The following is a 26,241-nucleotide window of genomic DNA, read 5'->3' on the forward strand; positions in this document are numbered from 1 at the left end:
CGAGATCTACACTTATGCGATCGTCGGCAGCGTCAGGTGTGTATAAGAGACAGCCCCCACGAAGCCCCCGACGCCTCCGAGGCGACGGACGACCTGGACGCCGCCGCCGCCCTCACCGCCCACGGGCACCGGGTGCTGCGGGTCCTCCTGGACGAGCGGGCCTCCGCACTGCGCCGGCTGGTCATCGCCGAGGTGGCCCGGCACCCCTCACTGCGCCCCGCCTGCGCCGACGGAGAGCCCCGGCAACTCGTCGACCGGCTCGCCGCACTGCTGCGCCACCACCACGAGCGCGGCGAGCTCGACGTACCCGACCCCGCGTCCGCGGCCGGGCAGTTCACCGCCCTGGTGGTGCAGCAGGGACTGCACCGGTCGATGTACGGCACCCGCGCGCTCACCGAACCCGAGGCCGAGGCGATCTGCGCCCCGGCGGCGGACCTGTTCGTACGCGCCCACCGCAGGTGAAGTGTGAGGAGGTGACATCCATGGAGGTGAGCGTCCTCGGCCCCCTGGCGCTGCACGGCGGCGCCCAGTCCGGGGTCCCGACGGCGATGAAGCCGCGCAAGGTGCTGGCCCTGCTCCTGCTCAACGAGGGCCGGGTGGTGCCCGCCGCGGCCCTGATGAGCGAGCTGTGGGGCGGTGAGCCGCCGCGCACCGGCCCGACCACCCTGCAGACCTACGTCCTGCACCTGCGCAAACTGCTCGCCCAGGCACTGGGCGTGCCGAGCGCCGAGGTCGCCCGCGACATCCTGCAGACCCGACCCGGCGGCTACTGCTTCGTACTGCGCTCCGGCCGCTTCGACGTCCACGTCTACCGCGACCTGGTGGCCGAGGCCGAGTGCGCCCTGGACGCGGGGGACGAACGCACCGCCGAGACCGCCTTCCGCCGCGCCCTCGCCGTCTGGCAGGGCCCGGCCCTGGTCGACGTCGTCCATGGACGCCCGCTCCAGGCCGAGGTCGCCAGACTGGAGCAGTCCCGGCTCACCGTCACCGAGCGCAGCATCGACACCCGGCTGCGCCTGGGCGGCCACCAGGAGGCGCTGAGCGACCTCGCCTCCCTGGTGGTGGAGCACCGCTTCCACGAGAGCCTGCACGGCCAGTACATGCTCGCCCTGCACCGCTCCGGCCAGCGGACCCGGGCACTCGCCGTCTTCCAGCGCCTCCGGCTGACCATGGCCGAGGAGCTCGGCCTGGAACCCTCCACCCGCCTGCAACGCCTCCAGCAGGCGGTACTCGTCTCCGACCCCCGCCTCGACTACGAGACGGGCACACCGGGGCGAGGCCCGGTGGTGGCGTAGCGGGGCCCGCGTGGCCCGGTCGCGGGCGGGGTCAGCGGCTCGGGCGGCCCGCCGGGACCGGGCGGGTCACCGGCACGGGGGTGTGCCCGGAGGTACCCGTCTCACGCTGCCGGACGAGCGCGCGGGCGCCGCGGCCGGGCCGGGCACCCGGGTCACTCGTCGTCTTCGTCGTCCAGCCGGGCCAGCCAGGTGGCCAGCCGCTCCACCGGCACCTCGAAGTCGGGGTTGAGGTCCACGAAGGTGCGCAGCTGCTCGGCGAGCCACTCGAAGGTGATCTCCTCATCGCCGCGCCGCTTCTCCAGCTCCTCGATGCCGCGGTCGGTGAAGTACAAGGGGAGCTCCAGACGGGATGGGTGAACGTACGGATCCAGGATAAGCACCGCCGCCGGCGCGCATTCCCGTGCCGGCGCCGGACCGCGCTTTCCCGGACCCGCCCGGCACGCCGGGGCCGGGCGGTACGTTCACCTGGTGCGGTTTCCGGCGGCGCGGCCGGGCCGCCGGCGGCAGGGGGAGAGGTGGCGATGGACGACGAGACCGCGGCGGACGGGGCGGCGGGCGGCGGCGAGGCCGAGGGGTCAGGGGAGGCCGACCGGCTGCCCCGGGCCGCGGGGCGCGGGGAGCTGGTGGCCGCCCGAGAGGACGGTGGGCGGACCGGCCCGCTCCTGCCGATGAAGAGCGATCTGGCGCCGGAGTGCCGGGCCCTGGCCCTGCGGCTGCGGGAGCTGTTCAGCCCGATCGGCGTCTCGATCCGGGTGTACGCGCTGCGTACCCAGCAGTCTCCGGCGACGGTGGCGCGCTACCTCAGCGGTGCCCGGGTACCCCCCGCCGAGTTCGTGGACCAGCTGGCCGTCACGGCGGCCAAGGCCACCGGGCGGCCGGTGTCCGAGGAGGTGCTCGCCCATCTGCGGGACCTCCACAGGGAGGCGCTGCGGGCGACCGACAAGGTCGGCTGGGAACTCCAGCGGCTCCGCGACCGGCTGGCCGACGCGGACCGGCACCGGGAGCAGGCGGAGACCCTGGCCGAGGTACTGACCGACGCCCTGCGGGAGCGCAAGGCCCGGATCGCCGAGATGGAGGTGGACCAGCGGCGGATCGCCGCGGCGGGCGCCGCCGAACGGGAGGCGTACGGCGCGGAGATCGCGCGGCTGCGCGACACGGAGGAGGGGTTACGCACCGAGCGCGACCGGCTCCGTGCCGAGGTCACCCGGCTCCAGGACCAGTTGGACCAGGCCAGACGGCAGGTGATGGCCGCCGAATGGCGCTGCGACGAACTGGAGCACCAGCTCGCCACGGCCGAGGAGAAGGCGGCCGGTACCGCGATGTACGACCCCTACGCCGAGCAACTGGACCTGGCCGAGGAGCAGCGCGCGGTGGCCGAGCGCGAGGCGGAGCGGCTCAGGGCGGAGATGGCCTCGCTGCGCGCCGAGCGGGACGAGGCGGTACGGACGGCCGCCGAGGCGGCGCGGCTGGAGGAGGAGCGGAAGGCGGCCGAGCAGGCGCGGCAGGAGGAGGAGCGGGCGCGGAAGGCGGCCGATCGGGCACATCGGGAGCAGCGGCGGAAAGCGGGCGAGTGGGCACGCCAAGCGGCGACGCGGGCCTCGCAGGTGGCAGGGGAACAGGACGCCGAGCAGACGGCACCTGATTGGGGCATGGGGCAAGCGGTGCGGGACGAGGCCGAGCGGGAGCTGGCCCGGATGAGGGCGGGGCTGGCGAAACTGCGCGCCGAGCACGACCAGGAGGCATCGGCGCGCGCCGATGCCGCGCAGCGGGTGCTGGAGGAGCTGGGCCGGCACCAGACGGCCCAGGCGTGGGCCGCCGACCTGATGGCGCGCGGGGGGCTGGAGGAGGCGACCTTTACCGCCGAAGTCCTGGAGGAGATGGCCCGGTGGCGGGTGGACCGGGAGACGGCTCGGAGCCGGACGGAGCGGGAGTTGGCCGCCGAGCTGATGGCGCGTTTGCTGGAGGGGGCGGAGGGCGACACCACCCCTGAGGAGTTGTGGGAGGTGATCGGTCTGCGGCCCGAGACCGCCAGGGAGCTCCTGCGGAACCTGGCCGCCGAGTCGCCGCAGACGCGGGTGGCGGAGGCGTGGCGGGTGGAGTCCGTCAGGGAGGGCCCGGCACGTGCGGAGTGGATGGCATCGGGCGAGGTCGTGGACGCGGAGATCGTGGCGGAGCCGGCCGCCGAGCCGGAGCCACCGGCCGATGAGCGGGTGCGGGTGCCGCGGGTCGCGGAGCCGGGGTACCCCGGTGAGTCGGCGGAGGCGCCCGCGGCCGGGGAGCCGGTGCTCCGCAACCCCCTGTTCGTCGGGCGCGAGGACCTGATCGAAGCGGTCCGGGCGCGCCTGGAGGGCGCGGATACCGAGGTCGGGATGTGTGTGCTGACCGGCCTGCCGGGGGTGGGCAAGTCGGAACTCGCGGCCGAGTACGCGCACCGGTACTCCGGCCGGTACGACCTGGTGCGGTGGATCGACCCGGCGCCCCTGGGGACGGTCCGGGAGCGGCTGGGCGCGATCGCCGCGGAGCTGGAGCGGCCCGCCGGGGGTGCGGGGGAGGAGCACGGGAGGAGGCCCGAGCGGCGCTGGCTGGTCGTGCTGGACGGGGCCGAGGACCCGTTCCTGGTGCGCGAGCTGCTGCCCAAGGGGCCCGGCCGGGTACTGATCACCTCGCGGAACCGCCGATGGGCGGGGCGCGGGGCAGATGTCCTGACCGTGCCGGAGCTCCGGCGTGCCGAGAGCATCGCCTATCTGATGCGCGCCGCGGGCTCGGGCACCCCCGGGGAGCTGGACACGCTCGCCGATCGGCTGGGTGACCTCCCCCTGCTGCTCGTCCGGGCCGCGCGCCACATGGCCATCACCCTCACGGGGCCGGACCACCTCGCGCGACGGGTCGCCGAAGGCCATGGCCGGCATCCCGCGCTCGGCATCGAGCAGCTCTTCGGCCCGGTGCTGAACCGGCTCCGGGACCGTTCCCCCGGCGCGTACGACATGCTCCGCTGGTGCGCGCTGTTCGAGGACGGCGCGGTGCCGCTGGCGCTGCTGGATCCGCTGCTCGCTGCCCGGGACGCCGACGGACCGGTCGTCAGCCTGGTGCGCAAGTCGCTGCTCAACCGCGACCTGGACCGAGAGGGGAGGCCGTATGTGTGGATGCACCGGGCCCTGCGGGCCGAGGTCAGGCATCGGATCCCGGCCGAGGAGCGGGCCAGGCTCACCGGCCGGATCCGGGCCGCGCTGATCGAGGCCGAGCCCGGTGACCCCGCGAGCCGCAAGAGCTGGGTCTGGTACGGGATGGTCACGCCGCACCTGGAAGCGGTGGGCGCGCTGGCGGACGCGGAGACCGAGGCGCTGGTGTTCGGCTGCGTACGGGTGCTGCACTTCCGCGGCCAGGCCCGGGCGGGAGTCGGGCTGGCGGAGCGGGCCCTGGCCGGTTGGCGGCGGCTGGGTGCGGACCACCCCCGGCTCAACGCGATGGCGGGTCTGCACACCACCCTGCTCCGGGCGGACGGGCGGTACCAGCGGGCCGAGGCGCTGGACCGGGCGGAGCTGGACCGCCAGCACGGGCTCGCCGGCGGCCCGCACCATCCCGAGACCCTGAACGCGCTCCGGGGGCTCGCCGCCGATCTGCGCGGCCTGGGCCGGTACGCGGAAGCCCACGAGCAGGCCGAGCTGGTCTACCAGGGCCGGCTGAGCACCCGGGGGCCGGACCACTGGGTCACCCATGCGGCGCGGCTGGAACTCGCCGACTCGCTACGGCTGCTGGGCCGCTACCGGGAGGCCCTGGAGCTGGACGAGGCCGGCGTGGAGGCGATGCGCGGTCGCACCGGGGACGCCGCGGCCCAGGCGCTGCGGCTGCTGGGCCGGCAGGGGTGGGCGCTGGGACTGCGGCTGACCGGCGCCGGTCGGGCGCTGGCGGTGCAGGCACCGGTGGCGGAGGAGGCGCGCCGGCTCCAGGGCCCCGACAGCCCGCTGGCCCTGGGAGCCGAACTGGAGCTGGCCCTGTGCGAGCTGCGGCAGGAGGACCGGTCCCGGGGACTGGACCGGCTGCGGACGGTGTACGGAAGGGCGACCGAGCTCTTCGGGCAGCGCGCCCCGCTGACCCTGTTGGCGCTGGCCCACCTGGCGATGGCCGAGGCCCTGTACGGGCGGGGGGCGAGCGGCGGCGATCTCGCCGCGAGGTCGCTGGAGGGCTACCGGGCGGTGTTCGGCGGCGGCCATCCGTACACCCTGGGCGCGATGGCCAACCAGGCCATCACCGTCAGGATGGCCGGCGGGTACGAGGAAGCGGAGCGCCTGGGCCGGTTGGCCGGCCAGGGCTTCGAGGACGTGCTGGGGCCCGACCACCCCTGGACCCTCGGGGCTTTCTACAACCTCGGGGCCAGCCGGCTCGCGCGGGGCCGGACCCGGGAGGCCCACCAGCTCATGAGCGAAACCCACCTGCGGGCCGTGCGGTCCCTGGGCGCGGGGCATCCCCTGCCCCGGCTGATGCTGGAGCTGGGCCCTGGCAAGACGAACCCGCCCTGGCCCTTCGAACCGCTGCCCCTGTGAGGGCCGGCCCCTGAAAAAGCCGGATGGCCCGGTCCCGCGGAACGCGGGACCGGGCCATCCACCGGTCTCGGAGGACCGTGGCTCGGAGGTCAGATCTCGAAGACCTCGTTGACCAACTGCTGCTGCTCCGCCTGGTGGCGCTTGTTGGAGCCGACCGCCGGGGAGGACGAGTGCGGGCGGGAGACCCGCACCAGGCGCTCGGCCGCGGGCAGGTCCGCACCGACCGACAGGTCGAGGTGGTCGATCAGGTTGAGCGCCACGAACGGCCAGGCACCCTGGTTCGCCGGCTCCTCCTGGGCCCACACGAACTTCGCCGCGTTCGGGTACTTGGCGATCTCGGCCTGGAGCTCCGCGCCCGGCAGCGGGTACAGCCGCTCCAGCCGGATGATCGCGGTGTCGGTCACGCCCCGCTTCTGCCGCTCCGCCTCCAGGTCGTAGTAGACCTTGCCGGAGGTCAGGACGATCTTGCGGACCGCCGACGGGTCGACCGTCTCGTCACCGATGACCGGCCGGAACGAGCCGGAGGTGAACTCCTCCGCCTTGGAGGCCGCGGCCTTGAGCCGGAGCATCGACTTCGGGGTGAAGACGACCAGCGGCTTGTGGTGCGGGTTGTGCACCTGCCAGCGCAGCAGGTGGAAGTAGTTCGACGGCAGGGTCGGCACGGCGACCGTCATGTTGTTCTGCGCGCACAGCTGGAGGAAGCGCTCGATCCGGGCCGAGGAGTGGTCCGGGCCCTGGCCCTCGTAGCCGTGCGGCAGCAGCAGGGTGACGCCGGAGTGCTGGTTCCACTTCTGCTCGGCGGAGGAGATGAACTCGTCCACCACGGTCTGCGCGCCGTTGACGAAGTCGCCGAACTGCGCCTCCCACATCACCAGCGCGTCCGGGCGGGCCAGCGAGTAGCCGTACTCGAAGCCCATCGCCGCGTACTCGCTGAGCAGCGAGTCGTAGACGGTGTAGCGGGCCTGGTCGTCGGTCAGGTAGAGCAGCGGGGTGTAGTCCTCGCCGGTCTCCCGGTCCACCAGCACCGCGTGCCGCTGGCCGAAGGTGCCGCGGCGGGAGTCCTGGCCGGAGAGCCGGACCGGGGTGCCCTCCATCAGCAGCGAGCCGATGGCCAGGGTCTCGCCCATGCCCCAGTCGATGGTGCCGTCCTCGATCATCGCGGCGCGGCGCTGCAGCTGCGGCAGCAGGCGCGGGTGCACGGTGACCCGGTCGGGGATGTTCACCTGGGACTCGGCGATCCGCTTGACGACCTCCTGGCTGACGGCCGTGTTGACCGCCACCGGGAACTCCGGCTCCGCCTCGGGCACGTGCGTCGGCGCGGGCTGCGCGATGGCCTCGCGGACCTCGGTGAAGACCTTCTCCAGCTGGCCCTGGAAGTCCTGGAGCGCCTGCTCCGCCTCCTCCAGGGTGATGTCTCCCCGGCCGATGAGCGACTCGGTGTACAGCTTGCGCACCGAGCGCTTCTTGTCGATCAGGTCGTACATCAGCGGCTGGGTGAAGCCCGGGTTGTCGGTCTCGTTGTGGCCGCGGCGCCGGTAGCAGATCAGGTCGATGACCACGTCCTTGTTGAACGCCTGGCGGAACTCGAAGGCCAGCCGGGCGACACGGACGACGGCCTCGGGGTCGTCACCGTTGACGTGGAAGATCGGCGCCTCGATCATGCGCGCCACGTCGGTGGCGTACATCGAGGAGCGGGAGGAGGCCGGGGCGGCGGTGAAGCCGACCTGGTTGTTGATCACGATGTGCACGGTGCCGCCGGTGCGGTAGCCGCGCAGCTGCGACATGTTGAGCGTCTCCGCGACGACACCCTGGCCCGCGAAGGCCGCGTCGCCGTGCAGCGCGATCGGCAGCACGGTGAAGTCGGTGCCGGCCTTGCCGATGATGTCCTGCTTGGCGCGGGCGACGCCCTCCAGGACCGGGTCCACCGCCTCCAGGTGGGAGGGGTTGGCGACCAGCGAGACCTGGATCTGCTCGCCGTCCAGGCCGGTGAAGGTGCCCTCGGCGCCCAGGTGGTACTTCACGTCGCCGGAGCCGTGCATCGACTTCGGGTCGAGGTTGCCCTCGAACTCCCGGAAGATCTGCGCGTACGACTTGCCGACGATGTTGGCCAGTACGTTCAGCCGGCCGCGGTGGGCCATGCCGATGACGACCTCGTCCAGACGGGACTCGGCGGCCGCGTCGATCACCGCGTCCAGCAGCGGGATGACGGACTCGCCGCCCTCCAGCGAGAAGCGCTTCTGGCCGACGTACTTGGTCTGCAGGAAGGTCTCGAACGCCTCGGCCGCGTTCAGCCGGCGCAGGATGCGCAGCTGCTCCTCGCGCTCCGGCTTGGTGTGCGGGCGCTCCACACGGTCCTGGATCCACTTGCGCTGCTTGGGGTCCTGGATGTGCATGAACTCGATGCCGGTGGTGCGGCAGTACGAGTCGCGCAGCACGCCCAGGATGTCGCGCAGCTTCATCATCGACTTGCCCGCGAAACCGCCGACCGCGAACTCGCGCTCCAGGTCCCACAGGGTCAGGCCGTGCTCGACGATGTCCAGGTCGGGGTGCTTGCGCTGGCGGTACTCCAGCGGGTCGGTGTCGGCCATGACGTGGCCGCGCACCCGGTAGGAGTGGATCAGGTCGAAGACCCGGGCGGCCTTGGTGACGTCGTCGTCGTGGCTGACGTCGATGTCCCGCAGCCAGCGGACCGGCTCGTAGGGGATCCGCAGCGCCTGGAAGATGTCGTCGAAGAAGCCGTTCTCGCCCAGCAGCAGGTTGGCCACGATCCGCAGGAACTCGCCGGAGGCAGCGCCCTGGATGGTCCGGTGGTCGTAGGTCGAGGTGAGCGTCATGACCTTGGAGACGCCCAGCTTGTTCAGGGTGTCCTGGGAGGTGCCCTGGAACTCGGCCGGGTACTCCATGGCGCCCACGCCCATGATCACCGACTGGCCGGGCATCAGCCGCGGCACCGAGTGCACGGTGCCGATGCCGCCCGGGTTGGTCAGCGAGACGGTGACGCCGGTGAAGTCGTCCATCGTCAGCTTGTTGGCCCGGGCCCGGCGGACGATGTCCTCGTACGCCTGCCAGAACTCGAAGAAGTCGAGCGTCTCGGCCTTCTTGATGGCCGCGACGACCAGCTGGCGGTCGCCGTTCGGCTTCACCAGGTCGATGGCCAGGCCCAGGTTGACGTGCGGCGGCTTGACCAGCGTCGGCTTGCCGTCCTTCTCCGCGAAGGACCAGTTCATCGACGGCATCGCCTTGATCGCCTGCACCATGGCGTAGCCGATGAGGTGGGTGAAGGAGACCTTCCCGCCCCGGGCCCGCTTGAGGTGGTTGTTGATGACGATGCGGTTGTCGAACAGCAGCTTCACCGGAACGGCGCGCACCGAGGTGGCGGTGGGCAGCTCGAGCGAGGCGTTCATGTTCTTCGCCACCGCGGCGGACGGACCGCGCAGGGTGAGGAACTCCGGCGCCTCGGCCGTGGTGGCCGCGGGCTTGGCGGCGGGCTTCTGCTCGGCCGGGACCGGCTTGGCGGCGGCCGGCTTGGCCGCGGGCTTGGCGGCCGGGGCGGCAGCCGGCTGGGCGGGCGCGGCACCGGCCGCCGGAGCGGCGGGGGCCTGCGCGACAGGAGCGGTGGCCCCGCTCACCGGCTGCTGCGGCGCGGCCACAGCGGAGCTGGTGTCCTGGCCCGGCTTGTAGTCGGCGAAGAAGTCCCACCAGGCTCGGTCGACCGAGTTCGGGTCCTGGAGGTACTGCTGGTAGATCTCGTCGACCAGCCATTCATTGGCGCCGAACGCGGCAGCAGGGTTCTTCCCCTGCCCGTCCTGGTCGGTCGAGACACTGGTGTTCGGGGACTGTGGCGACACGGCGGCAACCGCCCTCTTCCGCTTCCTTAGGTGGTGGACAGCGGGAATAAAGGCTACGCCTCTTCGGCGCCTTACGTGCAGGCCGCACAGGTCATCGTCGCGCAAGTCACATTGTTCGGCGGGTTTCGGGGTGTGAGATGGCGGGAAACACCCCTGGTTCCGCCGTGGTGGACCTGCGCGAGGAGCGACACCGAGCGGCGTCCACACGCCCGCATGTGGGTTTCCGCTCCGACCCTACGTCAACCCTGGTCCTTGCGGTTGTCCCGGAAGACTGACCTTGATGCGGCAGCCCCGCGGCGATTCGGCCACTCGGATCCGGCCACCGTGGAGATCGACCGCCCAGCGGGCGATGGCCAGCCCCAGCCCGGTGCCCCCGTCCGCGCCCGGGCCGCTGGGTGTCGGCCCGCCCCGGTTGAAGCGCTCGAAGACCTTGTACCGCTCGGCCTCCGGGATGCCCGGCCCCTCGTCCAGCACCTCCAGCTCCAGGCTCTGCCGCCCTTCGCCGCGCCGGGCCCGTACCGTCACCCGGCCGTGCTGCGGGCTGTGCTTGATCGCGTTGTCGATCAGATTGGCGACCACCTGGTGCAGCCGCTCGGCGTCCGCGTGGGCGGTCAGGTCGGAGGGGAACACGTCCAGGTTCAGGTGCACGTCCTTGCGGGAGCGGGCACCCGACCGGGCGTCCGAGGCCGCGCTGCGGGCCATGGACGCCTCCTTGAGGATCCCGGCCAGATAGGGCCACACCTCGAAGCTCTTGGCGTGCAGCGGCACCACCCCGTTGTCCAGCCGGGACAGATCCAGCAGCTGCTCGACCAGCCGGCCCAGCCGCTGGGTCTGCCGCAGCGCCACCCGCATGGTCTCCGGATCGGCCTGGGAGACCCCGTCCACCACGTTCTCCAGCACCGCCCGCAGCGCGGCGATGGGGGTGCGCAGCTCGTGCGAGACGTTGGCGACCAGTTCCTTGCGGTGGGTGTCCACCGCCTCCAGGTCGGCCGCCATCCGGTTGAACGCGGTGGCCAGGTCCCCGAACTCGTCCCGCCGCTCGGCGGCCCGCACCCGGCGGGTGTAGTCGCCGTGCGCCATCGCCTGGGTGACCTCGGTCATCTCGTCCAGCGGGGCGGACAGCCCGTGCGCCACGAACTGGGTGATCAGCAGCGAGGCGATGATCGAGAAGACGGTGATGATGCGCAGCTCGGTGTCCGAGTGGACGGCCACGAACACCAGCAGGGTGGTGATGATCACCGATCCGATGACCAGCGCCCCCAGCGCCGCCTTGACGGAACGGTACGGGTCGATCGGCCGCAGCGCCTCCCACAGGCGGCTCCAGGCCTGCCGCCCCGGCACCACCCTCATGCGGCGGGGGTCTCCAGGGCGTAACCGACGCCGTGCACGGTACGGATCCGCTCCGCCCCGATCTTCCGGCGCAGCGCCTTGATGTGGCTGTCCACGGTGCGGGTGCCCGAGGCGTCCGCCCAGTCCCACACCTCGGCGAGCAGCTGCTCCCGGGAGAGCACCGCGCGCGGGGTGTTCGCCAGGCACACCAGCAGATCGAACTCGGTGGGGGTGAGGTGGACGTCCTCCCCGCGCACCCGCACCCGGCGCTGCGCGTGGTCGATCTCCAGCTCCCCGAGCCGCAGGATGCCGCTGCGCGGAGTGTGGGCGGCCAGCGCGGCACGCTCCACCCGGCGCAGCAGCACATGCACCCGGGCGGCCAGCTCGCGCATCGAGAACGGCTTGGTCATGTAGTCGTCCGCGCCGACCCCGAGCCCCACCAGCATGTCGGTCTCGTCATCCCGCGCCGTGAGCATCAGCACCGGTACCGGGCGTCTGGCCTGCACCCGGCGGCACACCTCCAGGCCGTCGAAGCCCGGCAGCATCACGTCCAGGACCAGCAGGTCCGGCTGCCAGGCCTCGGCCGTGTCCACCGCCGCCGGACCGTCGGTCGCGGTCTGCACCTGGAAGCCCTCGGCACGCAGCCGGGCGGCGATGGCGTCCACGATCGTCGGATCGTCCTCGACGACCAGCACCCGGCGCTGCGCACCGGGTGTAGCCGCGGCGGCGCTGTTGTGGCTGGTGTGTGTCGGTTCCATACGCCCGCCCCCTGCGTCGTCCCTGTCAATCTGCGGTCCCGCGCCTGGTCAGTGCCCGGCCGCGCTCGTAGGCATGCAGCGTAGAGGCAGCGCGCGGGGCTCGGCTACGCGCCCCGAGTCGCGAAGTGGACCACGTCCGGGACACCGCGGGCAACCGCGATCTCTTCCGTCCGTACGTCGGTGAACCCCGCATTTCGGAGCGTCTCCTCGAAAAGCGGCGAGGGCTGGGCGGACCAGATGGCGAGCACTCCACCGGGGGTCAGACGGGCCTTGCAGGCGGCCAGTCCGGCAGGGGAGTACAGCCCCTCGTTGTCCTCGGTGACGGTCCAGTCCGGGCCGTTGTCGATGTCCAGGCACAGGGCGTCGAAGGCGGTGCCGGCGGGGCCGGGCTCCCGGAGGTAGGCCACCAGGTCGGTGTGGACGATCTCGCTGCGCGGGTCCGCCAGCGCCCCGGCGGAGATCGCGGACAGCGGCCCGTCGCGGTGCCAGTCGATCACCGCCTGCTCCCGCTCCACCACCGCGATCCGGCCCCAGCGGGGCTCGGCCGCGGCCTCTGCCAGCGAGAACCCGACCCCGAGCCCGCCGATGAGCACCGCCGGCGAGGGCCGGTCGGCGGGCAGCGCGGCGAGCGCGGCGCGGATCAGCAGCCGCTCGGACCGGCCGTCCGAGGTGTCCATCAGAAAGCAGCCGTTGGCGATGATCTCGTAGACGGCGTCCTGCCCCGGCGCCCCCTCGTCCGGCCCGCCGCCCCGCCGCCGCAGCACCACCTCTCCGTACGGTCCCTCGCGCCGGTCCAGCACGACGGGGCGCGGGTCGGTGGTGGCAGGGTGCAGGGGATACATCGGTGGACCTCCCATGGGGGAAATGCTCTGACGGGCACGACAGGCCGAAGGTTGCTCGATGTGATAGCAATCACACGAAAGTGGGCCTCGTCATGCGGCTGCACGGCCAATTGTGGACGCTGTCCAGTGGAGGGAGGTGAGCCCTGGTGGGCGAACCCCGCACCACGCCGTCCGACTCCTCGGGGTGGGTCGCCGCCGCGCCCGGAGCCGGCACCCCGCGGCTCGGCGGACCCGCCCGAGGTCGGCGGGCACCGGCGTCGCCGAGCCGGACCCTGCACCCCCTCTGTCGCACCCTGCCGCGGACCTGTGCTCGGATCCCGTTCACCCTCGGCTACACCCTGCTGCTGATCGCCACCAGTCTGTACGCGGACCTCGGCGACCCCGCCGCCGTGCACGCCCTGAGGGCCGGCTCCAGCACCGATGTCTCACACCTGGCGGACCGCCCGCTGCTGGTGCTGCCGGCCAGCGGCGCCTGGGTGGTGGGCGGCATCCGCTCGCCCTACCTCCTGGTGTTCCTGCTGGTGATGGGCGCCCTGGAGCGCCGGATCGGCGGGCTGCGCGCGGCCGGGATCTTCCTGTTCGGCCATGTCGGCGCCACCATGCTCACCGAACTGCCGGTCGCCGTCTCGGTCGCGGTCGGCCATCTGCCCGCCAGCTCGCTGCGCCGCATGGACTACGGAATCAGCTACGGCCTGCTGGCCGGCGCCGCCGCACTGGCCGGGCTGCTGCGCCCCAGGGTGCGGGCGGCCCTGCTGGCCGCCGCGGGCGTCCTGCTCGGCGTCGCCCTGGTCCGGCTGAGCGATCCGGTCACCGACTGGGGCCACCTGCTGGCCCTCCTCGCCGGCCTGGCCTGCTGGCCCCGTGCCCGCCGCGCGGCCGAGGCCCGAGCGAGGCGGGCCGCGGGGCGATCCGGCGGCCGCGCGGAAGCGGGCGCGGGGCCGATCGGGGCGGCGGAGGTGTGTGCGGGGGCTTGTCGGGCCGAGGCGACGGCTGGTGCCGGGGAGACCGCGGATTCGGCCGGTCCGGAGGAAGGCGCTGACCGACTCGGTTCCCGGGATACCGCCATTCGGGGCGGCGCTCGCGGGATGGGGGATGCCGGCCGGTGCCCGTGAGGCCGTGGACCCAACCGGTGCCCGTGAGGTCGAGGACCGGGGCTGACGTGCGGCGATCCTCCTCGGCGGGCTGACTTTGACGCGCCCCGCCGTCACGCGGAGTGCCCTGCGGCCCCCCCCCTGATCGCTCACAGCGAACACGCCCCGGGGAACAGCCGAACACCCTCCGTGCATTGAGTCAGTGAGATCCGGTTGAGTCCGGATCGCTCAACTTGCCTGCCGAAGGGGAGATCATGGCTTCGACGTCCACTCCGCTCACCCTGCCAGTGCTGCCGCTCGACGACGAGGTGGTGCTGCCCGGCATGGTGGTGCCGCTGGACCTTTCCGACACCGATGTGCGGGCCGCGGTGGAGGCCGCTCAGGCGGCTGCCCGCTCCGACGGGGGCAAACCGCGGGTGCTGCTGGTGCCGCGGGTGGACGGGACCTACGCCGCGGTCGGCACCCTGGGCACCGTGGAGCAGGTCGGCCGGCTCTCGGACGGCGACCCGGGCGCCCTGATCCGCGGGGTGCACCGGGTCCGGATCGGCGCCGGCACCACCGGCCCCGGCGCGGCCCTGTGGGTCGAGGGCACCCGGATGGAGGAGGTCGTCCCCGATCCGCTGCCCGGCGCGGTGGCCGAGCTGATGAACCAGTACAAGGCGCTGGCCACCAGCTGGCTGCGCAAGCGCGGCGCCTGGCAGGTCGTGGACCGGGTGCAGCAGATCGACGATGTGGCGCAGCTCGCGGACAACTCCGGCTACTCGCCGTTCCTCAGCGTCCAGCAGCGGGTCGAACTGCTGGAGACCGCCGATCCGGTGTCCCGGCTGAAGCTCGCGGTGGCCTGGCTGAGCGACCATCTGGCCGAGCAGGACGTGGCCGAGTCGATCGCCAAGGACGTCCAGGAGGGCGTCGACAAGCAGCAGCGCGAGTTCCTGCTGCGCCGCCAGCTGGAAGCGGTCCGCAAGGAGCTCGCCGAGCTCAACGGCGACCCGGGGGACGAGTCCGACGACTACCGGGCCCGGGTGGAGGCGGCCGAGCTGCCGGAGAAGGTCCGGGAGGCGGCCCTCAAGGAGGTCGACAAGCTGGAGCGGTCCAGCGACCAGAGCCCCGAGGGCAGCTGGATCCGCACCTGGTTGGACACCGTCCTGGAGCTGCCGTGGAGCGAGCGCACCGAGGACGCCTACGACATCCCGGGCGCCAAGGCGGTGCTGGACGCCGAGCACGCGGGCCTGGAGGACGTCAAGGAGCGGATTACCGAGTACCTGGCGGTGCGCAAGCGGCGCGCCGACCGCGGGCTCGGCGTGGTGGGCGGTCGCCGCGGGGGCGCGGTGCTGGCCCTGGTCGGCCCGCCTGGGGTGGGAAAGACCAGTTTGGGGGAGAGTGTCGCCCACGCCATGGGGCGGAAGTTCGTCCGGGTCGCGCTCGGCGGCGTACGGGACGAGGCGGAGATCCGCGGCCACCGGCGCACCTACGTGGGCGCGCTGCCCGGCCGGATCGTGCGCGCGATCAAGGAGGCCGGGTCCATGAACCCGGTGGTCCTGCTGGACGAGATCGACAAGGTCGGCTCGGACTTCCGCGGCGACCCGGCGGCGGCCCTGCTGGAGGTGCTGGACCCGGCGCAGAACCACACCTTCCGGGACCACTACCTGGAGGTCGAGCTGGACCTGTCCGACGTGGTCTTCCTCGCCACCGCCAACGTCCTGGAGGCCATCCCGGAGGCGCTGCTGGACCGCATGGAGCTGGTGCGCCTGGACGGCTACACCGAGGACGAGAAGGTCGTCATCGCCCGTGACCACCTGGCCCCGCGCCAGCTGGAGCGCGCCGGTCTGGAGGCCGGCGAGGTGGTGCTGACCGACGAGGCGCTGCGCAAGCTCGCGGGAGAGTACACCCGGGAGGCCGGCGTACGGAACCTGGAGCGGGCCATCGCCCGACTGCTGCGCAAGGTGGCGGCCCAGCACGAGCTGGGCGAGCGCGAACTGCCCTTCACCATCGGTGCGGAGCAGCTGCGCCCGCTGATCGGCCGGCCGCACCACACCCCCGAGTCCGCCCAGGACCCGGCGGAGCGGCGCACCGCGGTGCCGGGGGTGGCGACCGGGCTCGCGGTCACCGGGGCCGGCGGCGACGTGCTCTTCGTGGAGGCCTCGCTGGCCGACCCGGAGACCGGCGGCGCGGGGCTGACCCTGACCGGTCAGCTCGGCGAGGTGATGAAGGAGTCGGCGCAGATCGCGCTCTCCTTCCTGCGCTCGCACGGCGCCGAGCTGGAGCTGCCGGTGGGTGACCTCAAGGAGCGCGGGATCCATCTGCACGTCCCGGCGGGCGCGGTGCCCAAGGACGGGCCGAGCGCGGGCATCACCATGACCACCGCCCTGGCCTCGCTGCTCTCGGGCCGCCAGGTGCGTCCGGAGGTGGCGATGACCGGCGAGGTCTCGCTGACCGGCCGGGTGCTGCCGATCGGCGGGGTCAAGCAGAAGCTGCTGGCCGCGCACCGGGCGGGGATCACCACCGTGATCATCCCCAAGCGGAACGAGCCGGACCTGGACGATGTCCCGGCCGAGGTGCTGGAGAAGCTGGAGGTCCACCCGGTCGCGGACGTACGGCAGGTCCTGGAGTTGGCCCTCCAGCCGGCCGCCGCCCAGCGGAAGACCCCCGTCGCGGCCTGACCCACCGAGGCTCTGGCCGGGTCGGCCCGCGCCGCACGGACCGCGTCCTCGTGGATCCGGCGGACCGCGGGCACCCCGGCCCGGCCGGGGTGGACCGACCCCGGCAAGGGTGATGCGACCCGGTCAGGATGGTCCGACGCGGGCCAGGGTGATGCGGCCCAGGGCGGTCCGGCCTCGGCGAGGACGGTGCGACCCAGGGGCCAGGGCGGTCCACGGCACGGCCGAGGTCACCCCGCGCCGGGCCCGTCCGCGCCGGGCCCGTCCGTCCGGGGCCCCTTCGCCCGGGGCCCCTTCGCCCGGCGGGCCGGGCAGCTCTGCTCGATCAGGGTGCGGGCGGCCTCGCGGGCCGCCTCCGCGACGGCCGGCCCCGGATGCAGCGAGGCCGCCGCCAGGGTGCCGTCCACCAGCACCGAGAACTGCAGAGCGAGGAGCTCCGGGTCCGCCGCCCCGGCGGCCGCGGCCAGTTCGGTCAGCCAGGTCCGTACCGCCCGCTTGTGTTCGGCGGTCGCGGTGTGGGGCGCGGTGCCGGGCATCATCTCCCCGGCGGTGTTGACGAAGGCGCAGCCCCGGAAGCCCTCCCGCACGGTGATCGTCCGCAGCGCGTCGAAGACGCCCAGCAGCTGGTCCCGGGGGTCCTCCCCGGCGGCCCGCGCCATCTGCCGCAGATAGTCCCGCCGGTTGTGGTCGGCCTGCTGGAGGCAGGTCAGCACCAGCTCGTCCTTGGAGCGGAAGTGCGCGTAGAGCGTGGCCTTGGCCACGCCCGACTCCGCGATGATCCGGTCGACGCCCACCGCGCGCACCCCGTACGCGTCGAACAGCGCGGTGGCGGTGGACAGGATCCGCTCTCGCACCGGGGAGCGGGGGGCGGACTCGCTGAGTGACATGCGCATGCCCTCCAGCGTAGGGCGGTCGGACAGACCTGTCCGTGCGCTGGAGGGCCCGGGACGATCAGGATCAGCCGTTGGCCAGTGCCTGCAGCCGGTCGTAGGCGCCGTTGAAGCTGTCGTGGTCACCGACGGTCGGGCCGGTGGAGGTGTACTGCCAGATGGTGTGGAAGCCCCAGCCCGCCGGCAGTTCGCCCACCGAGCTGCCGTAGCGCGGTATCCACAGCGGGTTGATGCTGCCGAAGCTGCCGTTGTTGCCGGTGCAGGTCTTCCACCAGCTGGTCGAGGTGTAGATCACCGGGTCGCGGCCGGTGCGGGCCCGGTAGGTGTTGGAGAAGTCCTTGAGCCAGTTCACCATCGAGGCCTGGCTGAGGCCGTAGCAGGTGGAGCCGTACGGGTTGTACTCGATGTCCAGCGCGCCGGGCAGCGTCTTGCCGTCGCGGGACCAACCGCCGCCGTGGTCCACGAAGTAGTTGGCCTGGCTGGCGCCGCTGGAGACGTTGGGCAGCGCGAAGTGGTACGAGCCGCGGATCATGCCGATGTTGTACGACCCGTTGTACTGCTGCGCGAAGTACGGGTTGGTGTAGCTGGTGCCCTCGGTCGCCTTGACGTAGGCGAAGCGGACGCCGCTGTTCCAGAGGGTCGACCAGGGCACGTTGCCTTGGTGGCCGCTGACGTCGACGCCTTCCACCGAGGCCAGCAGAGAGGGCTCCGAGTCACCGGGCTTGCCGCCGCGGACCGCGCCACCCTCGTGGCGAAGGATCTGCGAGCCCGCCCAGTGGTCGTCGGGCCCGGTGGTGGGCTGCCGGTCGGCGGCCGAGGCCGTACCGGTCAGCGTGGACGAGGCGGTCAGGAGCGCGGCGAACGTCCCGATGAGCGCGGTCAGCGCTCGCCGGACGGTCCTTGATCTCTGCACGGCCATGGCAGTGCCTCCGAAAGCTGTGAGGGGGGAGAGTTGTCATTTGGTGTGCCCATGACATGAACGACGCTACGGGCGTAGATAGGCCGGAGGAAAGGGGGTCCGGGTGCTGCCGTTGGTCTAATCCTGCGAAATACTGACGGAGCTGCGGTGACGGCCGTGGTCGACGGAAAGTTTCATCCAGCTGAAAATCCGGAGAGGGCGCTGACGTGCACAATACCGGGCCTAAGCCGCCCGAGCCGGGAGGCTCACACGTCGAGGGTGCAATGGGTGTGGACCATGCATTCCTGGCCCTCGAACGCGAATTGGCCGTTTTCATCCGCCGGGCCAGGGCCTCGTCCGGGGAAATGGCGCGCGAGGTGCACCCCGAACTCGAGCCCGCGGCCTACGGGCTGCTGGTGCGGCTGGTGGACGCGGGGGAGCAGCGGGCCACCGACCTGGCCTCCTACTTCGGCGTCGGCAAGGCCACCATGAGCCGTCAACTGCGTGCCCTGGAGGTACTCGGCCTGGTCACCCGCACCCCCGATCCCGCGGACGGCCGCGCCTTCCTGGTGCGGCTGACCGAAGAGGGCCGGCAGCGCTTCCAGCAGGTACGCACGGCCCGGCGGGCCCGGTACGCGCAGCGGCTCGCCTCCTGGGAGCGCACCGAGGTGGCCGAACTGGCCCGTCTGCTGCACCGGCTCAACATGGTCCAGGAAGGCGAGGACCCGGTCCAGGATCCGGCGGACTGACCCTCCGCTGACGGGGACCCCGCGCCGGGCACTCCGTACGACCCGCGTTGACGGTGCCCGCCTCCCCGGGACTTGGCCCGGGCCCGGCTGCCCCGGAGCCGCCGCCGCTCCCTGATGCCGGCTCGGCAGGGCGCGGCCCTTCACCAGCCGCCGTCCGCGAGGGTCATGGTTGCGCGAAGACGACCGCCGCGTCGTCATACGCCTTGCCGCGGGGGAAGCGCGTCCCGGTCGGGTCCGCGTCCTCCGCCGCCCGGACCTGGTCGATCAGTGCCTGCGGCCCCTCCTTGCGGAGCAGGGCGAAACACTGGCTCCAGTCGCCTTCCCGGAACACCTCCACCCAGCGCCCGGCCCCGTCGCTGAGCGCGGCCAGCGCGCGGACCCGGTCGCGCGGGGTGCTGCCGGTCACGGCCCGGCCCGCGACCCGCGGATCCGCGGCAGCGGTGAAGAAACCGCCCTCGATGTTGCGCAGCCCGGCGAGGCGGTGACCGGCGGCGCGCAGTCGGTCGATACGGTCGTCCAGGACCGGGGTGACCGCCCCGTCCGGCCCTTCCAGCAGTAGGACCGAGTCGGACAGGACCAGGTACTCCACGGTGGTCTCGTCCCAGCGCGCCGCGACCACCGTCGACTGCGGAGTAAGCGCGTGAGAAAGGTCACATGTGTGACGATGAACCTCGGTGGTTCGTTCGATGGCCGAAGACAGGCAGTCCGCCAGCGGCATATCCCGCCGCGAACCGGACAGTTCGAGGAGCGCCCCGCCGAGGCGCGCCGTGAACCAGGGGACCCCGTGTATGCAGCCGTCCTCGTCCGGGGGTGGCGTCACCCCGTCCAGTAGGACCAGTACGCCGCCCACACCGGAAGCCGGCAGCGCTACTGACACATAGTCCTCGTTGGGACGTTGAGGGTCGCCGGGGCTGGTCGCCAGTTCGATCCGCATGGGCCCAGTCTGCCGGAGGGGCGCTGGACGGTCCCTGTGGGCGATCGACCGTCAAGAAGGTACGTACCAGAGCCTCAGTTGCCGGGTTCAAGGCGGAATCGTTGATTCCGGGCAGTTGTGGGCGCACATCCTGCCAGGACCGGCAAGCGTTTTCCAACTGCGGTGCGTTCCTCGGCGGCTCCCCGCCTGACGTGCGAGTTGATGGCCAACTTCAGCATGATGTTCACTCGTTCAGGTGGCGGGGCATGTGTTGCGCGTCCGCCTCACAGTGGTACTGGAAAGGTCGGATTCCGTGCCTGGGGCACCTCCCTGGGGGCACCACCCAGCGGCAGCTGGGGGGAGTGGGCTGGGAGAGGGTGGGGGCCGAAACTCTTGTCGAGCAACCGTCACCTTCTGGTTCCACAGCGGATCGGGCGAGAAAAGAATGTGAGCACCGGTGCGGAAGATGCGGCTTCGGGGCAGCAACGGCGAGCGTGACGGAGAAGGGGCACCCGAGGAGCAGCGCGAGCGTGGCGCCGCGCCGCGCCGCCGGCCTGCCCGGGTGCGCAACCGACTGGTCGCCGGTGTTCTGGTGGTCTCGATCGCCGTGGCGGCGGCCGGCGCCCCCGCCATCGCCGCCGCCATCGACGACACCCATGACTCGCAACGCCTGGTGGACCTCGCCCAGGCCGGCCGGGAGGCCGTGGTCCTCGCCCACTCCCTGGCCGACGAGCGCGACGCGATGACCGAGTTCGTCGCCGCCGGCCGCAGCTCCGCCTCCGGTGCCGGCGTCTCGGAGAGCCAGCGCGCCCGGGTCGACCGCCAGGCCGGCGAACTGCGCCCGGACGCCCCCGAATCCCTCCAGCGGCTGCTGGACAACCTGCCCCGGCTGCGCCAGCGGGCGCTGACCGGACGCGGCTCGGCCCTGGACGTCTTCCAGGCGTACACCGAGACCGTGCAGGCGCTCCAGGACCTCGCCACGCTGCTCGCCCGGAAGATGCCAGAGCGCGCCGACACCGGCAGCGCCGACGCCCTGGCCGCCCTCGGCCGGGCCAATGAGCAGGCGTCCGCCACCCGGGGCCTGCTGCTCGGCGCGCTCGCCGGAGGCGGCGGCCAGCCCGCGCTCACCCGTACCGCCCAGCGCACCGAGGTCAGCGAGCGGTCGGCCCTCGCCGACTTCAAGCGGCTCGCCCCGGCCGATGCGCGCGAGCGCTTCACCAGTACCGTCAACGGCGCCGAGGTCTCGGCCGCCGAGAGCTTCCTGACCCGGCTCACCGACCAGCCGACGCTCTCCGCCGCCGACCAGGCGATGGACGCCGACCGCATCGGGGCCGACCTGTCCGCCCGGATCGAGCGGATGCGCGGCGTGGAGTCGGCGCTCGCCACCGACGAGCTCCAGCGGCTGGAGAAGCTGCGCGACGACGATGTCACCGACCTGGAGCTGCGGATCGGCCTGGTCGGCATCTGCCTGCTGCTGGCGCTCGGGGCGGCGATCTCCACCGCCCGCTCCATGACCCGCCCGCTGGCCGCGCTCCGGATCGGCGCCGGGCGGGTCGCCGGCGACCCGATCACCGAGGAGCCGGTGGCCTTCAAGGGCCGCGACGACGAGTTCGCCGAGACCGTGCGCCATGTCAACGCCATCCAGGAGGGCGCGCGCCAGGAGCACGAGCGCGCCGCCAAGCTGGACGCCGACCGCGCCCGACTGGTCAGCGAGCGGCGCCGGCTCGCCGAGGAGCGCTCCGAACTGCGCCGGGAGCGCGACGAGGTGTCCGCCCGGCTGGACGGCCTGCGGGCCCGGGTGCACGGCAGCTTCGTCAGCCTGGCACTGCGCAACCTCGGCCTGATCGAGCGCCAGCTGGCCGTGATCGAGGGCCTGGAGGAGCGCGAGCACGACCCGGACCGCCTGGAGACCCTCTTCCAGCTGGACCACCTCGCCACCGGGATGCGCCGCTACAGCGAGAACCTGCTGGTCATCGCCGGCTCCGAGCACAAGGCCAGCCACCCGGGGCCGGTGTCGCTGCTGGATGTGCTGCGCGCCTCGATCAGCGAGGTCGAGCGGTACGACCGGGTGCAGATCCACTCCCTGCCGCCGCACTCCTATGTCGCCGGGTACGCGGCCGACAGCGTCAGCCACCTGGTCGCCGAACTACTGGAGAACGCCACCACCTTCTCCCCGCCCGAGGCCCATGTGCAGGTCTCCGGCTGGCTGCTGGAGACCGGTGAGCTGATGCTCTCGGTGCAGGACGAGGGCATCGGGATGACGCCCGAGCGCTTCGACGAGCTGAACAACCGGCTGGCCGAGCCGGTCCCCGACTACTGCCAGGGCCCCAACGCGGAGGACCCGCTGGGCCTCGGCCTCTATGTGGTGACCCGGCTCGCCGCACGCCACGGCGTACGGGTGCAACTCCGCCCCCAGCAGCAGGGCGGTGTCGCGGCCGTGGTCATCATCCCCACCGCGATCCTTCCGGCCCCGCCCGCCGGTGCCGTCTCCGCCGCCGACACCTCGGACGAGGAGGGTCTCGGCGCGGGGGGTTCCAGCACAGGTGTCCTGGGCGAGGCCGCCCCCGGCGAGGGTGTCCTCTCCGAGTCGACGACCCTGCCGGAGGCCGGTACCGACGGGGCACCCGTTACGGACGGAACGGCTGCCAGGGGTGCCGCCGACGCCCCCGGCCGGACCCTGCCCTCCCTGCCGCGCCGGGGCGGCTCCCGCGCACCCGCCAAGGCCGAGGCCGGCGATGGCGAGCGGGCCGGTACGGGCACGGCTGCCGTGAGCGAGGCGGACTCCGGTGAGGGGCACACCTCCGCCACGGGGGCCACCTCCGGTCCGCCGACCGCCGCCGAGTCCGCGCCCGACGCCGTCCCCGCCGACGAGACCGGGCCCGCCTCCGGCGCGGAGGGCATCGTCGCCGCGGCCGGGTCGAGCGAGGCGTACGGGGTGGTCGAACCGGCTTCCGACGCCGATGCCGCCTTCGGCCCCGGCACGGGCGAGCCGACCGCCTCCGGCGCGGACGCCGGTCTTGGTACCGATGCGGCGTCAGGCGCGGGGGTCGGCTCTGGCGTGGACACCGCCTCCGGTGCGGATGCCGGTTTCGGTACGGATGCCGGCTCTGGCCCGGGCGCCCGTTTCGGTGCGGACCCGAGCCGTCCGGGGGTGGATCCCCTGGTGGCCGCCGCCGAGCGCAGCATCCGGCTGGCCGCCATCAGTGGCGACCTGCACTTCAACCGCCATGAGCCGGACGCCGAGCCGGATCCGGCGAACGGGGCCGAACAGGGCCACCCCGAGCACTCCGAGGCCGATGCCCCGCCCGCTTACGACCTGCACGCCGACCAGCCTGAGGACCTCGACTCCGCGGGCGACGCCTTCGCGGACATCGATATCGATCCGGACGGCGATGCGGACGACGTGGCCGACCTGGCGGCCCTTCCCGGATCGGAGGGCGACGGCGGCCGTCCCGGCTCCGACGGCGGCGCCCCCGCGCCGGGCCGGGCCTGGGCCGGCATGCCTCCGGCGGCCGGCGGGAACTCCGCGCCCGGGGCCCGCGCCGGTCGGGGGCTCGGCTTCACGGATCCCGAGCCGACACCGCACGGCGGCATCCCGGTAGCCGGCCAGGCCTGGACCACGCCCAGCGCCCCGGGCCCGGACCGTACGCCGATCCACCAGGCCACGGACCGCGCCACCGACCGGCGCGGCGCGGACGACGACTGGCCCGTGGCGGAGCAGCCCACCGAGACCCGGCCGGGTGCCGACCGGCGACGTGGCGGGGAAGACGACTGGCCTGTCGCGGACCAGCCCGCCGACCCGCGGGAGACTCCTGGACACCGGCACACCGGTGCCGCTGACGCCCTCTTCAACCCGCCCGGTCGCGGCACGGACCGGCGGCGTGGTGGCGGTGACGACTGGCCCGTGACAGGGCAACCCGGTGCCGGTCTCCCTGCCGAAGAGCGTTCTGCCGCAGCCGGTCGCGGTACGGGCCGGCGGCGTAGTGCGGGTGACGACTGGCCGACGGAGCAGCCCGGTGCCGGTCTGCCTGCCGAGGACCGTTCCCCTGCTGCTGGTCGCGGTGCCGAGCGGCGGCGTGGTGGCGGTGACGACTGGCCCGTGACGGGGCGGCCCGGTGCCGGTCTGTCTGCCGAAGACCGTTCCGCCGCGGCCCGGCGCGGTGCCGACCGGCGGCGTGGTGCGGGTGACGACTGGCCGACGGGGCAGCCCGGTGCCGGTGTGCCCGCCGAGGACCGTTCCGCTGGGATCAGCCCCGGTGTCAACCGGCGACGTGGCGCGGGTGACGACTGGCCCGGTGCCGAGCGGTCTGCCGATGCGCCGGGGAGCCGCGCGCACCAGGAGCCCGGAGCGGGTGGCGGGGCTGCGGTGACCGGTGCCCGGGAGGCCCGTTCCCGCACGGCGGAGCCGGACACGCACGGCCGTGCCGAGGAGGGGAACCGCACCCCGCCGCTGCCGACCCGGCGCAGGCCCGCCCGCGAGACCGATCGGTCCGGCGCGCCCCGCTGGGAGCGCGGAGGGGACACCCCGCCCGGCGGCATGCCGGGTTCGGGCATCCCGCACCCGGACCGGGGCGCCGCCCCGGGCCCGACGGACGGCGCGCCCGCGCCCAGGCTCCCGGAGCAGGGTGGTGCGGGTCGCGCCACCCCGTCCGGCGGTGCCCCCGAACGGCGGCTCACCGACAAGGGCCTGCCCAAGCGCACTCCGGCGCGCGACCTGCCCAGGCGCCCCGCCTCCGGCAGCGCCCCGGACCGTACGGAGCGCGCCCCGGACCGTACGGAGCGCACCCCGGACCGTGCGCCCCACCCCGAGGACCGTACGACCCACACCGCGCGCCGTACGCACCGCACGCCTGACCATCCATCGGGCGGCACCGACCGTTCCACGGCCACCGGACGACCCACCGGTCACCCCGGAGCACCGGGCCACCCGGACGCCGCGAAGCGGTCCGGCACCGCCCAGCACCCCGGCACCACCGGGCAGTCCGGCACCACGGGGCACCACGGAGCCGATGACCGTGCCGGCACCACGGGGCACCCCCGCACCGCCGGCCGGCCCGGCATTCCTGGAGCCTCCGGGGCTTCCCCGGCAGCCGGGGCCTCCGAGGCCCCCCTGCCGCACCGTGTCCCCGGTCAGTCCGCGCCCGGCGGCACGCCCCGGCTCACGGACAAGGGGCTGCCCAAGCGGACCCCGAAGAACGTGGCCCGCCCGGCGCCCGCCGTGCGGCAGCGGCCGAGCGGGGTCAACGCCGAGGAGCTGCGCCGCAGGTTGGGCTGCTTCCAGCAGGGGGCGCGCGACGGCAGGCGGGACGCGGAGGCCGAGGCGACCGGGCGTCACCGGATCCTCGGAGAGACTGCCCCGACCGGGGCCGACGCCGAGGCGACGGGGCGTCATCGAATGGGGGAACAGGCGTCGCAGGGGCGTCCCGTCGGGCCGGAGCCCGACGCGGGTCGGTCCGGGCAGGTCCCGGACGACCGGCTCCGTGCGTACACGGGGGCGCAGGAGGACAGTGGCACTGTTGAGGAGGCACGCGATTGAATGCGCCCAGTAGTACCTACGGGCTGAGCACCGAGGCCCGGAACCTGCACTGGCTGCTGGCCAATCTGGTCGAGGAGGTGCCGGGCGTCCGCTCGGTTGCCGTGGTCTCGTCGGACGGCCTGCTGCTGCTCTCCTCGGATCCGCAGCCTGGTGCGAAGCCGGCCGTCGCCGACCCCACCGCGCAGGACGGGCCGAAGGGGTCCAGCGCGGACCTGGCCACCATCGTCTCCGGGCTGGGCAGCCTGACGCTGGGCGCCTCCCAGCTGATGGACGGCGGCGGGGTCAAGCAGACCATGGTCGCGATGGACGAGGGCAGTCTGTTCGTGATGTCCATCAGCGACGGTTCGCTGCTGGGCGTGCACGCCACCCCGGACTGCGACATGACCGTGGTGGCGTACCACATGGCGCTGTTCGTGGGCCGGGCCGGGCATGTGCTCACCCCCGAGCTCCGCAGCGAGCTACGCAAGTCCATGGAGTCGGCGCAGTGACCCTGTCCACCGGGCTGCCGGTGCGTGGCGCGGCGGGCCGGCAGCCCGCCCGCGTGCGCCCGTACTCACTGACCGGCGGGCGGACCCGCTCCGGTCATGTGCTGCTGGTGGAGACCTTCGTGGCCACGCTGGACGGACCGGAGGCGGGCTGGGAGCAGCCTGCCGAGGGCACCCGTGCGTCGCGGCTGCGGCCGGAGCTCAAGGCGATCGTCGAACTGTGCCGCAGGATGCGGTCGGTCGCCGAGATCTCCGCCCTGCTCAAGATCCCGTTGGGCGTGGTCAGGGTGCTGCTGAGCGACCTGGCCGACCAGGGAAAGATCCGCGTCTACGGCACCGGGCGGGCCCCGGGGCAGCCGGACCACGCACTGCTGGAAAGGGTGCTCGTTGGACTTCGCAGACTCTGACG

General features: G+C 73.3%; 17 protein-coding genes. 9 read left to right on the forward strand and 8 right to left on the reverse strand.

The genetic code is table 11. The features are described from left to right. Positions 1-36: 36 nt before the first annotated feature. A complete protein-coding gene (locus E4099_RS02665) occupies positions 37-462 on the forward strand; it encodes a TetR/AcrR family transcriptional regulator C-terminal domain-containing protein (protein ID WP_245244533.1) in 426 nt (141 codons plus the stop codon). A 20-nt stretch (positions 463-482) separates the two neighbouring features. Next, a complete protein-coding gene (locus E4099_RS02670) occupies positions 483-1,295 on the forward strand; it encodes an AfsR/SARP family transcriptional regulator (protein ID WP_135337264.1) in 813 nt (270 codons plus the stop codon). A 152-nt stretch (positions 1,296-1,447) separates the two neighbouring features. Here the strand turns inward: E4099_RS02670 and E4099_RS02675 are convergent, their stop codons facing one another. After that, a complete protein-coding gene (locus E4099_RS02675; protein WP_059128849.1) occupies positions 1,448-1,627 on the reverse strand; it encodes a DUF6104 family protein in 180 nt (59 codons plus the stop codon). A 189-nt stretch (positions 1,628-1,816) separates the two neighbouring features. Here E4099_RS02675 and fxsT point away from each other — a divergent pair, with 189 nt between their 5' ends. Further along, positions 1,817-5,836: an FxSxx-COOH system tetratricopeptide repeat protein gene (gene fxsT / locus E4099_RS34785; protein ID WP_167828277.1), complete on the forward strand. Its 4,020-nt coding sequence runs from the start codon at positions 1,817-1,819 to the stop codon at positions 5,834-5,836. Between the two features lie 89 nt (positions 5,837-5,925). Here fxsT and E4099_RS02685 read toward each other — a convergent pair whose 3' ends face one another. From E4099_RS02685 to E4099_RS02700, 4 genes are all read right to left on the reverse strand, one after another. Next, the gene (locus E4099_RS02685) at positions 5,926-9,684 is read right to left on the reverse strand and encodes a multifunctional oxoglutarate decarboxylase/oxoglutarate dehydrogenase thiamine pyrophosphate-binding subunit/dihydrolipoyllysine-residue succinyltransferase subunit (protein WP_135337265.1); all 3,759 of its coding nucleotides are present in this window, start codon (positions 9,682-9,684) and stop codon (positions 5,926-5,928) included. A gap of 234 nt (positions 9,685-9,918) precedes the next feature. Continuing rightward, positions 9,919-11,034, reverse strand: coding sequence for a HAMP domain-containing sensor histidine kinase (locus tag E4099_RS02690; protein WP_135337266.1), 1,116 nt, complete (start codon positions 11,032-11,034; stop codon positions 9,919-9,921). Further along, on the reverse strand, positions 11,031-11,771 hold the full coding sequence (locus E4099_RS02695) for a response regulator transcription factor (RefSeq protein WP_135337267.1): 741 nt from the start codon (positions 11,769-11,771) through the stop codon (positions 11,031-11,033). Before E4099_RS02695 ends, E4099_RS02690 begins: the two co-directional genes overlap by 4 nt. 104 nt (positions 11,772-11,875) lie before the next feature. Next, positions 11,876-12,613: a spermidine synthase family protein gene (locus E4099_RS02700; RefSeq protein ID WP_135337268.1), complete on the reverse strand. Its 738-nt coding sequence runs from the start codon at positions 12,611-12,613 to the stop codon at positions 11,876-11,878. 146 nt (positions 12,614-12,759) lie between these two features. Here E4099_RS02700 and E4099_RS02705 point away from each other — a divergent pair, with 146 nt between their 5' ends. Beyond that, positions 12,760-13,725: a rhomboid-like protein gene (locus E4099_RS02705; protein ID WP_209446506.1), complete on the forward strand. Its 966-nt coding sequence runs from the start codon at positions 12,760-12,762 to the stop codon at positions 13,723-13,725. A 233-nt stretch (positions 13,726-13,958) separates the two neighbouring features. Beyond that, positions 13,959-16,364 (forward strand): endopeptidase La, encoded by a 2,406-nt coding sequence (gene lon, locus E4099_RS02710; protein ID WP_135337269.1) that lies wholly within the window; start codon positions 13,959-13,961, stop codon positions 16,362-16,364. 227 nt (positions 16,365-16,591) lie between these two features. On the opposite strand, the gene E4099_RS02715 is transcribed toward lon, so the two are convergent. After that, positions 16,592-17,254 (reverse strand): TetR/AcrR family transcriptional regulator, encoded by a 663-nt coding sequence (locus E4099_RS02715; protein ID WP_245244534.1) that lies wholly within the window; start codon positions 17,252-17,254, stop codon positions 16,592-16,594. A gap of 64 nt (positions 17,255-17,318) precedes the next feature. After that, on the reverse strand, positions 17,319-18,170 hold the full coding sequence (locus E4099_RS02720) for a lysozyme (protein WP_135337270.1): 852 nt from the start codon (positions 18,168-18,170) through the stop codon (positions 17,319-17,321). 263 nt (positions 18,171-18,433) lie between these two features. On the opposite strand from E4099_RS02720, the gene E4099_RS02725 reads away from it, so the two are divergent. Next, on the forward strand, positions 18,434-18,898 hold the full coding sequence (locus E4099_RS02725; protein ID WP_135337271.1) for a MarR family winged helix-turn-helix transcriptional regulator: 465 nt from the start codon (positions 18,434-18,436) through the stop codon (positions 18,896-18,898). Positions 18,899-19,061: 163 nt separating this feature from the next. Here the strand turns inward: E4099_RS02725 and E4099_RS02730 are convergent, their stop codons facing one another. After that, a complete protein-coding gene (locus E4099_RS02730; protein WP_135337272.1) occupies positions 19,062-19,832 on the reverse strand; it encodes a hypothetical protein in 771 nt (256 codons plus the stop codon). A gap of 445 nt (positions 19,833-20,277) precedes the next feature. Between E4099_RS02730 and E4099_RS33925 the strand changes: the two genes are divergently transcribed. From E4099_RS33925 to E4099_RS02745, 3 genes are read left to right on the forward strand one after another with little or no spacing between them, the layout of a single operon-like run. Further along, positions 20,278-25,347 carry a sensor histidine kinase gene (locus E4099_RS33925; protein WP_245244542.1) on the forward strand — a complete coding sequence of 1,690 codons (5,070 nt, stop codon included), beginning with the start codon at positions 20,278-20,280 and terminating at the stop codon, positions 25,345-25,347. Beyond that, a complete protein-coding gene (locus E4099_RS02740; RefSeq protein WP_135337273.1) occupies positions 25,344-25,835 on the forward strand; it encodes a roadblock/LC7 domain-containing protein in 492 nt (163 codons plus the stop codon). The genes E4099_RS33925 and E4099_RS02740 overlap by 4 nt, the downstream gene beginning before the upstream one ends. Further along, on the forward strand, positions 25,832-26,239 hold the full coding sequence (locus E4099_RS02745) for a DUF742 domain-containing protein (RefSeq protein ID WP_135337274.1): 408 nt from the start codon (positions 25,832-25,834) through the stop codon (positions 26,237-26,239). The genes E4099_RS02740 and E4099_RS02745 overlap by 4 nt, the downstream gene beginning before the upstream one ends. The last annotated feature ends 2 nt before the right edge of the window (positions 26,240-26,241 follow it).

It is taken from the genome of Streptomyces palmae, from assembly GCF_004684805.1.
GTDB lineage: Bacteria > Actinomycetota > Actinomycetes > Streptomycetales > Streptomycetaceae > Streptomyces > Streptomyces palmae.